Raw genomic sequence first — 11,586 nt, 5'->3', positions numbered from 1 at the left:
TGGAGGACCGTTTAGGACGCACGGGAAGTAAGGACGAAAAGACCTCGGGCACCCCAGAGCGAGAATGCTACGGCGAGTCCGTCGAGGTCTCCACGTCCGGTCCCGCGAGGCAATCGTCGCCCGCGTACGAGACATTGCCCGCGTACGAAAGGCTCTTGCGGGCCGCTCTCATCCCGGCCGGTCGGCGGCCCGAAGGACGCGGTGCCGAAATGACCGTCGAGCCGTCGAGCCGCTCTACCCGCACCTGCCTGATGCCCACACAGGGGCGACGTGCCCTGCCCGGAAGCCGAACGTCATAGGAGGCCAAGCCCCGCGGCTCTAGCGGACCGACCACCCGCACGGTCCGTCGACGAATGTTCTCCGCGGTCGAGTCGGGGGCCCGGTCGTAGAGCACCAGGACCAGGTCCGCGGACTTTACAGTGCGCCGGGACGGGTTGGCGAGAAGGACGGACACGACCGCGGGGCCGTCCCGCCCGGGGTGCAGGGCCAGCCGGGGAACGGCGAGTGCACGCCCTCGGCCCTGGGGGAGGCGGGCTCGCCACGACGGACGAACGCCGATCCCTGCGGACGAGCGCTGGACGACGGTGGGAACGGGGGAGAGGGCCGACCGGGACACCCATCCCGTTCCGGATGCGGACCGCACGCGCAAGCGCCCATCCTGCACCGCCTCCACGACCAGAGACGTATCGGCGGGCAGGGCCGCGGCCAGTTCGACCGCGTCGGCGGATGCCCAGAGGGCGGTCGGCATCGACGTGCGGACCGTGTCGCCCGGGCTCGGGGCGGCGGACCCCGGCTGCCCGTGCGCCGCCGGCGCGAGCAGCAGCCCGAGGCCATAGAGGACCGCCAGCCGAACGAGCCGTGAGGGGGGCGTCATGGGGGGAGTGGCCATCGGGAAGAGGAAGTACGGCGAAGATTCTATCCAGTGTACGCCGTGCTGGGGCCCCTCGTTTTGACGCGGGGAGCGGGGCCGAGACAATTGCGGCGTGGCGCCGGCGGCGGGGCGTCACCGGTTGAGGAGCCAGCCGGCTCCCGACGGCCTCATTGGCGGTCCGCCCTGAAGGCCTCCCCACGAATCAGGGCCGCCGGGCCGCCATTGCGTCACGATTCGCCCGGACCGTGATCCGCCTGCGAGGACGGCAGGATCTGCCGTAACGGGTCGGAAAATTGTGCCCGAGCAGGAGTGGTTCCGGTCCCGGCGCTGGGGCGCGCCCCACTCTCAGAACCTGGTAGGCTCTTTGAAAGGCCCTTAGAGTCCAACAGACCGATCCGTTCATCGTCCTCTGGCCCCGCCATGCTTCCCCGGTTCCAGAACGCCGCCGCCGCCATGAGTGAGATGCGGCTCCAGCAAGAGCAGGTGGCGAACAACCTCGCCAACGCCAGCACCACCGGCTACAAGAAGGACCGCGTCTTCACCGAGGCCCTGAACGAGCGCCTCACGAAAGACGGGTCGCCGATCAGCGACCGGCGCCTGGAGCAGGCCAACGACCTGTCGGGCGGGAGCCTCAAGAAGACAGGAAACCCGCTCGACGTGGCGCTGGGGGACGAGGGGTTCTTCGTCACTCAGCCTCGTGGGGGCGGGGCCGAACGATACACGCGGGCCGGTCACTTCGTGGTGGGCAGTGAGGGGACGCTCCGCACGCCCGAGGGGCGAGAAGTGATGGGGGAGGGTGGCCCGATCCAGATCCCGGTGGAGGAGGGCGGCGACGTCAGCATCTCCAAGAGCGGCCGGATCACCGCGGGCCAGGAGGAGGTCGGGTCCCTTCGCGTCGCGACGTTCGAGAACCCCGAGCAGCTAGAGCGGACGAACGGCGCTGCCTTCGCGGCCGGAGATGCCCAGGCCCAGACGGCCGAGGACCCGGTCGTGCTGCAGGGCAAGGTGGAGACCAGCAACGTGGACCCGGTGACCGAGCTCACCAACATGATTGAGCACCAGCGCCAGTACGAGGCCCAGCAGAAGACCATCCAGACGACCGATGGGGTGCTGGGCCGTGCGACCCAGTCGCTCGGCGGCATGTAGACGCGGCACTCTCTTTCAAATTTTTGTTTCTCGACGCCTATGCCCCCTCGCTCTCTCCAGACGGCTGCGCTGGGAATGCAGACCCAGCAGACCAGTATCGACAACATTGCGAACAACCTCTCCAACGCCAATACGACCGGGTACAAGCGGTCCCGCGTGGTCTTTCAGGACCTGTTGTACGAGAACGTGCAGGCCAGCGCGGAGGGACAGACCGACGGCGCTGAGCCCGCGGAGCTCCAGATTGGAAGCGGCGCCACCTCCGTCGCCACAGTGCGCAACTTTTCACAGGGCAGTTTCTCCAAGACGGGCAACTCCCTAGACCTCGCCATCAACGGCGATGGGTTTTTCCAGGTGCAGCAGCCGGACGGGTCCCTCGCCTACACCCGCGACGGCACGTTTACCCTCAGCAGCGAGGGCAACATCGTCACCCAGACCGGACTGAAGGTGCAGCCGAACATCAACGTGCCGCCCAACGCGGTGGAGATCAGCATCGACCAGGAAGGAACGGTCAAGGCGCGGCTGCAGGGGGAGTCCGAGATGGTGGAGCTGGGCCAGATGGAGCTCGCCCGCTTCTCCAACTCCGGCGGCTTGCGGCCACAGGGGGGCAACCTCTACGAGCAGACGGAGTCGAGCGGGGAGCCCTTCATCGGAACGCCGGGACGAGGAGGGCTCGGCAACGTGCGCCAGGGCTTCCTGGAGAAGGGAAACGTGAAGGTGGTGCAGGAGATGACGAGCCTGATCCAGGCCCAGCGCACCTACGAGCTGAACTCGCGGATGGTGACCACCAGCGACGAAATGATGCAGACCGCCAACAACGTGAAGCGGTAATCCGCCGTTCGTAGCTCCCCACTCCGCTCGTATGCAGCGCTTCCTCGTCTTCGGTCTCCTTGGGCTGATCGCCGCCAGTGGGCCGCAGGCCCTGCGGGCGCAGGACAGTGGGGCGGAGGCGGCCGTGCAGCGTGCCGCGACGCAGAAGATTGCGGCGCGTCACCCCGAGAGCGCGGACCACCTGGAGGTGCGGGTGCGCCGCGTGCGAGGCACAGTCGACAGCACGGCCCAGCTGCGGCTGGAGCTCCCCGACCGCGGCATCGTGACGGGCGGGCTGACCCGAGCCCGCGTCCGGGCCCGGACAGCGTCGGGGTGGGGCGATGCGGGCTGGGCCATGCTCCGCGTGACCCGCTACGACTCGGTGCTCACGACGCGCAGTCGCATCGAGCAGGGGGAATCGATTGGGCCCGACGACGTGAGCCGGGCGTGGATGAGCGTGAGCGACCTCCACGGTGATCCGTTGCGGGCGTCGAAGTTTCGGGCGCAACGGGAGAAGGGGACGCTCGTCGCCGACCGGTACCTGCGTTCCGAGCGCGTCCTGCGGACGCGAGATGTGCGCCCACCCTACGCGGTGGACCCCGGCACGGACACCGACATGTACTACCGACGCGGCCGGGTTTCCTTCCGGCTCTCCTGTACGGTCCGGGAGACCGGCTTCGTCGAGGACGTGGTCCGGGTGTACTGCCCCGACACGCGCAAGACCTACCAGGCTCGCGTCCGGACGGAAGAGGCGGTCGAGTGGGTCAAAACACTGTAACTGTAACAGCGGCTTCCTCCCTTGCATTCTTGCTCACCGTACCGATTAGTCCCCATGATTCGATTTTGCTGTGCTTCGGTTGCGTCCCTCTTTGTCCTAGCGCTGCCCCTCGGCCTGATCGGGGCGTCCCCGGCACATGGGCAGGAGTCCTCCACCAGCGTCAGGGCGGCGGAGCAGTCACTGTACGCCGACCCTGTGGCCCAGAAGCCGGGCGACGTGATCACCGTCGTCATTAACGAGCAGACGTCCGGCCAGCGCGAGAGCTCGTATGAGGGCAACTCCTCGTCGAGCCTGAACGGCAGCGGGTCCGGGACCCTCTCCGAAAACATTAGCGGCAGCTTCTCCGCGGGCACGGAGGTCACCTCCGAGACCGAAAACAGCAACGAGTCCGTCCAGAGCGAGGTGCTGAACGGGACTTTCACCGCCCGCGTGACGGGCGTCAGCAACGCCGGCAACCTGGAGGTTGAGGGGGAGCGGCGCCTCACGATTAATGGCGTGACCCACATCATGGAGGTGTCCGGCGTCGTGCGGCCGACCGACGTGCGCCAGGACAACACCGTCCTGTCCACCCAGATCGCCAACGCCGAAATCAAGTACGGCGAGGAGGGCTTTCGCAACCAGGGGATTTTCTCGAAGGGCCTCCTTCTGAAGGTGGGCGGCGTCATCGCAACCGGAATTGGCATCTTTCTTGGGATACAGTAATCAAGAAGAACTCCCAGCCGCCGTCCCCACGCGCCACGTGCACCCATCCGCCTGTTTATGAGAACCGTTCGCCTACGACGCACTGTGCTGGCACTGCTGGCGCTCGCCCTGAGCGGGAGCGCGGGATCGGCCCTTGCCCAGCAGGGCCCCGCGGCGGCGGACTCCGGGGAGGCCGCCACGGCCACCTCGGAGCTGAAGAGCATGGTCTCCATTGAAGGGGCCTCCCCCGTGCAGCTCACCGGGTACGGCCTCGTGGTGGGGCTCGACCGCACCGGCGACCGTGCCCGTGCGCAGAGCGGCTCGGTGTTCACCGTGCAGAGCATCGCCAACATGCTACGCGAGTTTGGGGTGAACGTCGATCAGGAGGTGCTGCAGTCGCGCAACGTGGCGGCGGTGTTGGTGACGGCCAACCTGGACCCGTTTGCCGGGGCCGGCAGCGAGATTGACGTCACCGTCTCCTCAATGGGGGACGCCCGCTCCCTCTCTGGCGGCGTGCTTTTGCGCACCCCCCTGCAGGACCCCGACAAGATACTCCGGGCCGTGGCGCAGGGCCCGCTGACCACCGGGTCGGCCCAGGCGTCGAGCCAGGGCACGGAGGTGACGGTCAACAGCCCGAACACGGGCCGCGTCCCGAACGGCGCCATCGTCCGCAAGGCGCACCCCGTCGACCTGAATCAGGAGGAGGTGGGGCTCATCCTCCGTCGGCCCGACTTCACGAACGCGAGCAAGATTGCCGACGCGATCAACGAGGTCTTCCCCGACGCCGCGGAGGCCGCCCACGCGGGCCTCGTCAACGTGGGGATGCCCGATGAGCTGAACAATACCTCCCAGCTGATGGCGGCCCTGGAGGGGGTGGAAGTCGAGGTGACGGCGCCCGCCCGCGTCGTCATCAACGAGCGCACCGGCACCATCGTCGCCGGGGGCAACGTCACGATCAGCGAAGTGATGGTGACCACCGGGGGGATCACGGTCTCCACGCAGGAAGACCGGTTTGTCTCCCAGCCGAACCCGCTGGGTGAGGGGGAAACCCAGCCGGTGGCGGAGGGGCAGGCCGAGGTACAGCAGGAGGGGGCGCGGTCGGTCGTGCTCCCGCCAAATACGAACGTGAGCGAGCTGGCGTCCGCCCTGAATGATCTGGGCATCACGGCCCGCGACATTATCTCCATCTTCCAGTCCATCGACCGCGCCGGCGCCCTGCAGGCAGAGCTGGTAATCCTGTAACGCCCCCGCTGCGGTCCGACCGTTCCCAACCCCGAGTGCTCTCATGACGTCCTCTCCTACATCGGCCGGCCCCGAAGAAGCGGCCGCCCGCTTCGCTACGCAGCGCCGCGCGTCCCCGTCCCCGGGTGGGCTGGGCACGGGCCTGATCGGCGACGACAACCCCGAGACCCCGAAGGAGGCGGCGGAGCAGTTCGAGAAGGTGCTGGTCCGCCAGTTCGTGGACGTGATGACCGAAGACATGCACTCCTCGTCCCTCGCGGGAGACGGCGGCAAAAACTGGATGAGCAGCCAGCGCGACCGGCAGCGCAAGGTCATGACCAACATGATCACCGACAAGCTCACGGAGGCGGGCAACCTCCAGATTTCGGAGACGCTCATGCAAAGTTGGGGCAAGGACGCGTCCGCGGAGGCCGACGACACGGAGGCCGACAACGAGGCCCCCGCCCCCGCCCCGGCGTCGCCGGAGAAGGCCATTCCGGAGTTCGTAGACCCGCTCCCCGCCCCGGCCGACCCCTCAACCTCTAAGGATCGCCCCCAGATTGACCATGTCGTTTAAACGCCTCACTCCGGCCGTCGATAAGTTGGTTGAAACCCTCAACGAAAAGGCCGGCGCATTTAAAAAATTGGAGTCTCTGTTCGAGCAGCAGCTGGACGCCCTCCGGAACGGGGAGACCGACGCGCTGGGCCCCCTCGCGACGGAGGCGCAGGACTGCACGGACACGATCGACGACCTGCGCCAGACGTACCAGCGACAGGCGCGCCTCCTCATTCGGATGGTGGAGCTTGAGGAAGAAGACCCGTCCCTGGAGACGCTGATCGAGGTGTTGGAGAAGCGGGCGCCCGACGCGGAGGCAAGCACGCGGCTGGCCCAGGCTCGCGCCACCGTGCTGGAGCGGGCCGAGTCGGCCCAGCGGACTAACGACACGCTCCAGTTTGCGCTGGAGTACGCCGCCGGCCTCAACCACGAGCTACTGGCCGCCGTGCAGGAGGCCGCGGTCGACACCGACCGCCGCACGTACACCGCCGACGGAACGGCCGAGTCCGGGGGCGGCGAGCATTCTCTCGTCAACACCATTGGATAGGCCCTAACCGCGCCCCGTGAGCGTCAACTCGTTGTTCGACATTGGGAGCACGTCGCTGCGCGCCGTCGGTGAGAAGATCGACGCGACCAGCCAGAACATTGCCAACGCCGAGTCGGAGGGATACCGCCGGCGCCGCGTGAGCCTCAGCTCCCGCAGCGTCGCCACCACGGGCCTGTACACCTCGAACGGGGCGCAGGACGTCACGTCGAGCGGCGTGGGGGTCGAAAAGTTCGAGCGGGTCCGAGACGGCATGCTCGTGGCCGCCCGGAACGAGGCCCGGAGCAGCGAGAGCGCCGCCCGGGAGGAAGGGCGCGTGCTGGGCGTGCTGGAAGGGGCCCTGGCGACCGACACGGACGCGAGCCTGTCGGCCTCACTGGAGGGCCTCGCCGACGGCTTTAGCACTCTCGCCAACAACCCGGAGAGTCAGGGCGTGCGTGAGTCCGTCCTGGGACGGGCCCGCCAGCTGACCGACACGTTCGGCCGCCTCGACCAGCGCCTCGGGGAACTCACGACCGACACCGAGAACGCGCTGGCCGGCAACGTGGAGGAGGCCAACGGGCTTTTGGGCAAGGTGGCCTCCCTGAATGAGCAGATCGAAACCGCCCGGTCCGGGGGCTCCCCCGACTACGCCGCGGAGGACCAGCGGGACCAGACCGTCAAAGAGTTGTCGAAGCTGCTCCCGGTGCAGGCCCAGGAGAACCGGTCGGACGGGTTCACGCTCACCGTCGACGGCATGACGGTGGTGCAGGGCACCGAGGCGACAAACCTGAGCGTGGACCAGTCCGGGGACACCCCGGCCGTCGAGTTTGGAAAGACGGGCGTGGAGTTCAGTCCAGGACAGGAGGGCGGCGGGGAGATCGGCGCGCAGGCGCGTCTTTTGAACGACACCCTGCCCGGCGTGCAGGGCCGGCTCGATACCCTTGCCGATAGCGTGGTGAAAGACGTGAACGAGGCGCACCGGAAAGGGGCCGACCAGAACGGGGACACGGGGGAGAACTTCTTCGTCGACAAGTCCGGGCCCACGTCGGAAAACACGGCGGGCAACATCGAACTCAACGTCGACGGCCCCGACGACATTGCGGCCGTGGCGACGCCGGCCCTCGGCACGCCGGGGGGGAAAGAGACGGCCGTCACCATCGGCCAGGGCGACTTCGGAGACACCGAGGGCGCGGGCCAGATCGAGTCCCGACTCACCAACGGCCCCGAAAGCGGTGCCAGCACGGTCGAGGTGTCGTCGATTTCCCCCGACGGAAACCTGCCAGGAGACTTGGAGGGGGGAACCTTCGACGTCACCGTCGAGGATGCGGGCGGGAGTTCCCTTGATTTTACGGTTGACGGCGGGAGCGCGCAGACCGTGGATGTCGGCCCCGATGGAAACACGATCACGCTGGAAGACGACGGAAGCAGCAACACGCTCAAGCTTGACGTGGGCACCGCCTTCGCGGATGGGGATGTGGGAGCGACAGAAACCAAAGAGTTTTCGGTGACGGTGGACGACCCCCTCTCCGGCGACACCGGTCCGGCCCAGACCATCGCCGACCGCTCGTCGGACTTGACCACAGACGCGACCGACCTGGCCGCCAGCGTGGGCACGCAGGTACAGGAGGCGTCCACCAAGGAGGAGGCCCAGGCCGCCGTGGGGGAGCGCGTCCAGGCCCAGATCGAAGACGTGTCGGGCGTGTCGGTGGATCAGCAGCTGAGCAGCCTGATCGAGCAGCAGCAGCAGTTCGCGGCGTCCGCGCGGGTCCTCACGACGGCCCGAGAGGTCTCAAGTACGCTGCTCTCCATCGCGCGGTAATGACCATCGGGCGCTCCGGTCGGCCCGGCCCCGCACTCGCGGCGCTACGCCCCCAACCCTAAAATTTTGATATGGCCAACGTTAGCATTGCCTCCAATTCAAGTGTCTACTCCGGCGTGATTTCCGACGAGGTGCCCCGGCTACAGCGCGACATCAGCCGCCTTCGTGAGCAAATTAGCTCGGGGACCCGGGTGAACCGCCCCTCGGACGACCCCACCTCGTTCGCCACGGCCGAGCGGCTGAAGACGCTCGGCAACGAGCTCTCGCGCCGCGAGGACTCCATCGCCAGCGCCCGCACGTTCGTCGACCGCACGCAGCAGGAGCTGGACGGGATGATCGACCTTTTCACTAAGGCCCGAGAGGACGGCGTCCGGGCCGCCGACGACACCCGGAGCGACGAGGACCGTTCGGCCATCGCCCGGGAACTCCGGTCCATCAAGGACGAAGTCGTGGACCGGATGAATAGCACGCAGGACGGGGAGTACATCTTTGCCGGCAATCGCACCGACACGCAGCCGTTCGCGGCGGACGGGACCGTCAACGGCGACGCCCCCATCAACGGGGCCCTCGACGCCATCGACGGCGACCGGATCCGGCCGATTGGAAAAAATCAAGACCTGACCGTCAACGTCGACGGCAAGGCGCTCACGCAGTACGGCACCACGGCTGGTGGGGACCCGAAAACCATCACTGGGGCCCTCGACAACCTGATCAAAGCCGTGGACCCGGCCGACAATTCGGCCCCGAGCGGCCCGCCGGACCCGGACATCAACACGGCCCTCGGTGAGGTGGAGGATGCGCTCGACCACGTGATCTCGAAGGGCTCGGAGGCGGGGGCCATCGGACGGCGCCTTTCTACGGCCCAGGAGCAGGTGGAGGCGGCGTCGCTTGAGGCCAACGAGCGACGCTCCGACGCCGAGGACACGGACCTCGCCACCGCCATCTCCGAGCTCCAGCAGCGGCAGACCCAGCTCCAGGCCGCCTTCCAGGCCACCTCTTCGTCCCAGCAGACGTCCCTCGTGAACTTCCTCTAGCACTCCCCTGAACTTGAGCCGGGTCCGCGGCCCGCCCCTTGCCTCGCGGTCCGTGCCCCGGCGCCCCAGCCCAATGAGCAACGACCCGTCTCGCTCTTCCGACGCGGCCCTGCGCGACCTCGACCTGCGCGTGCCGCCGTTCCCACGCACGCTTCCTCGCGTCCTGGAGCTCCTCCACGAACCGGGCTTTACGGACCCGCAGGACCTGACCGAGATCGTGCAGCACGACCCGGCCGCCACCGCGCGGCTGCTCAAACAGATCAACTCCGCCTACTACGGCCTCCGCCGCTCCATCACGGACGTGGGGCGGGCGATCCGCATGATGGGGACGACCACCGCCGCCGGGTCGGTCGTGAGCCTCGGTATGCTCCGGATGGACGAATTGGCGGACGGGCCGGTGGAGGCCTGCTTCCAGCGGTTCATCCGCCACAGCGAGGCGACCGGCTTCCTCGCCAGCAGCCTGTTGGGCCCGCTGTCGCCGGATGGAAACAGCCGGGTCCCGAGCTCGGAATCGGACGTCACCCAGGGGAAGGGATTCGCGGAGGGCCTGCTCCACGACTTCGGGAAGCTGGTCCTGTTCTACAACTACCCCGAAAAGGCCGCCGCGCTCTACGAGGAGAAGCGATTTGCGGACCACCTCGAGGAGCCGGACGACCGCAAGATGGAGCGGTTCATCTTCGGGTGCGACCATTGCCAGGCCGGGGCGTACGCGGCCCTGGAGCTGAACTTTCCGCAGACGCTCGTCGACGTGATCCGCCACCACCATTCGCCCCGCCCCGAGTCGAGCGACGCGTCGCCGCGGGTGCTGCGGGCCATCCGGGCGGCCAACCTTGCGGCGAAGGCGATGGGGACGCCCCTCGCGGGCGTGTGTCCCTCCGAAGAGCCGATCAGCTGGGAGACGTGCGCCGACCAGCCGGTGTGGTGTCACTGGACTTCCGACCCTGAGGCCGACGGTCCCCCTTCAGACCTCATGGACCGGCTGCGGGCGAAGAAGGAGACGGTTCTGCTCTTCACCGACTTCTTTGTGGGAACCTCAGACACGGAGGAGCCGGACCTGCCGTTCGGCGAGCCCCTTGCGGCGTAGGGCCCACACCAGGGAGCGACGCGAGAAGAAGATGAAGCATCGCGTTGCCCACCGGGGGCTTACAGATAACCAAGGTACTCCATCATCTCTCCGTGGTCCTTCTCGATCCTGCGGACGATGCGCAGGGGAAGCTCTTCCTTCCACCCGTCCGTCTTTCCGGAGCGGAAGAAGTTTTCCTGGTGTTCGGTGGATTCGGGGAATTCGTGCTCCGACTCCACCTGCTTCATCCGGTCGAACTGGGTCTTCTTCACGGCCGCCTCTACCCGCTCCACGGTGAGGTCCGGGGCTCCTAAAAACTCAAGGATGTCGTAGAACTCCCCGATGGGGTTGGTCTTCATGTCTTCGTACCGCACGGTGTGGACCGGGCTCTCGTCGGCGTTCAGCCAGCCGCGAATGTGGTCCGACCAGGTACCGAGAAGGTGATGCAGTTCGGCCTTGTCTCCAAGGCGCGCTTTGGATCTGCCCATGAGCTCGGCCGTGTCCTCATAGCTTCTGCCCATGTGTGCCGAGAAGGAGCAGCACACCTCGCGCGGGTCGCGGACCGGATTGACCACCTCGTCGGTCCACGCCGAGTTCCACAGGTCAATTCCGTCGACCTCGCCGTTAAGGTGGTGGCTCTTCACCAGAATCGGGCGCTGGGTCGTCGTCTCGGACAGCTCACGATCCATGACCATCATGGCGGCGGGCCGCAGGCGGACCTCCGTCGGAAAGTCGATGGCGCTGATGGGAAAGGGGCTGACCGACTGGTAGTAGTACTTGGTGCCGTCCCCGAACCGCATGACGTTCGCGAGGGACGTGTTGTCGTCCTCGTTGAACTGCATGAAGTCCTCGGCCGTGACGTCCTTCAGCGAGTACGCGGCGGCGACGAGCCGAATCCAGGTGTTTCCGCTCTTCGGGTAGCTGGCGACAAACTGCATGGGTGTGGAATCGGGCAGGTGATGAGCAGGTGGAGGTCGGCGGCCCTCGGCCGGCCCGGGCCGGAAGATCCTTCGGTCGAAAGGGCCTTTCGGGTCGGATGTAACAAGGCGCAAACTCTGGGCCAGCGTCTCGGGCACCTTGCGGG

12 protein-coding genes are annotated in these 11,586 nt (G+C 67.3%); 10 read left to right on the top strand and 2 right to left on the bottom strand.

Annotation, left to right across the window (positions count from 1 at the left end; genetic code table 11):
- Positions 1 to 67: 67 nt before the first annotated feature.
- Positions 68 to 874 carry an SH3 domain-containing protein gene (locus OJB03_RS11500; protein ID WP_263787583.1) on the bottom strand — a complete coding sequence of 269 codons (807 nt, stop codon included), beginning with the start codon at positions 872 to 874 and terminating at the stop codon, positions 68 to 70.
- Positions 875 to 1,291: 417 nt separating this feature from the next.
- Here OJB03_RS11500 and flgF point away from each other — a divergent pair, with 417 nt between their 5' ends.
- From flgF to OJB03_RS11450, 10 genes are all read left to right on the top strand, one after another.
- The gene (gene flgF, locus OJB03_RS11495) at positions 1,292 to 2,017 is read left to right on the top strand and encodes a flagellar basal-body rod protein FlgF (protein WP_263787581.1); all 726 of its coding nucleotides are present in this window, start codon (positions 1,292 to 1,294) and stop codon (positions 2,015 to 2,017) included.
- 39 nt (positions 2,018 to 2,056) lie between these two features.
- Positions 2,057 to 2,845 (top strand): flagellar basal-body rod protein FlgG, encoded by a 789-nt coding sequence (gene flgG / locus OJB03_RS11490; RefSeq protein ID WP_263787579.1) that lies wholly within the window; start codon positions 2,057 to 2,059, stop codon positions 2,843 to 2,845.
- Between the two features lie 31 nt (positions 2,846 to 2,876).
- The gene (gene flgA / locus OJB03_RS11485) at positions 2,877 to 3,602 is read left to right on the top strand and encodes a flagellar basal body P-ring formation chaperone FlgA (RefSeq protein ID WP_263787576.1); all 726 of its coding nucleotides are present in this window, start codon (positions 2,877 to 2,879) and stop codon (positions 3,600 to 3,602) included.
- A 54-nt stretch (positions 3,603 to 3,656) separates the two neighbouring features.
- On the top strand, positions 3,657 to 4,304 hold the full coding sequence (locus OJB03_RS11480; protein WP_263787574.1) for a flagellar basal body L-ring protein FlgH: 648 nt from the start codon (positions 3,657 to 3,659) through the stop codon (positions 4,302 to 4,304).
- Positions 4,305 to 4,361: 57 nt separating this feature from the next.
- Positions 4,362 to 5,525 (top strand): flagellar basal body P-ring protein FlgI, encoded by a 1,164-nt coding sequence (locus OJB03_RS11475; protein WP_263787573.1) that lies wholly within the window; start codon positions 4,362 to 4,364, stop codon positions 5,523 to 5,525.
- Positions 5,526 to 5,568: 43 nt separating this feature from the next.
- Complete coding sequence (locus OJB03_RS11470; RefSeq protein WP_263787572.1) at positions 5,569 to 6,081, top strand: hypothetical protein; 513 nt, start codon at positions 5,569 to 5,571, stop codon at positions 6,079 to 6,081.
- Positions 6,071 to 6,607, top strand: coding sequence for a flagellar protein FlgN (locus tag OJB03_RS11465; RefSeq protein WP_263787571.1), 537 nt, complete (start codon positions 6,071 to 6,073; stop codon positions 6,605 to 6,607). The genes OJB03_RS11470 and OJB03_RS11465 overlap by 11 nt, the downstream gene beginning before the upstream one ends.
- Before the next feature lie 16 nt (positions 6,608 to 6,623).
- On the top strand, positions 6,624 to 8,405 hold the full coding sequence (gene flgK, locus OJB03_RS11460) for a flagellar hook-associated protein FlgK (protein WP_263787570.1): 1,782 nt from the start codon (positions 6,624 to 6,626) through the stop codon (positions 8,403 to 8,405).
- A 71-nt stretch (positions 8,406 to 8,476) separates the two neighbouring features.
- On the top strand, positions 8,477 to 9,439 hold the full coding sequence (locus OJB03_RS11455) for a flagellin N-terminal helical domain-containing protein (protein WP_263787569.1): 963 nt from the start codon (positions 8,477 to 8,479) through the stop codon (positions 9,437 to 9,439).
- A gap of 73 nt (positions 9,440 to 9,512) precedes the next feature.
- Complete coding sequence (locus OJB03_RS11450; protein WP_263787568.1) at positions 9,513 to 10,523, top strand: HDOD domain-containing protein; 1,011 nt, start codon at positions 9,513 to 9,515, stop codon at positions 10,521 to 10,523.
- Positions 10,524 to 10,582: 59 nt separating this feature from the next.
- On the opposite strand, the gene OJB03_RS11445 is transcribed toward OJB03_RS11450, so the two are convergent.
- Positions 10,583 to 11,440: a sulfotransferase domain-containing protein gene (locus OJB03_RS11445; RefSeq protein ID WP_263787567.1), complete on the bottom strand. Its 858-nt coding sequence runs from the start codon at positions 11,438 to 11,440 to the stop codon at positions 10,583 to 10,585.
- Positions 11,441 to 11,586: the final 146 nt, after the last annotated feature.

Source organism: Salinibacter grassmerensis (assembly GCF_947077765.1).
Lineage (GTDB): Bacteria > Bacteroidota > Rhodothermia > Rhodothermales > Salinibacteraceae > Salinibacter > Salinibacter grassmerensis.
This window is presented reverse-complemented; position numbering and strand designations above follow the sequence as displayed.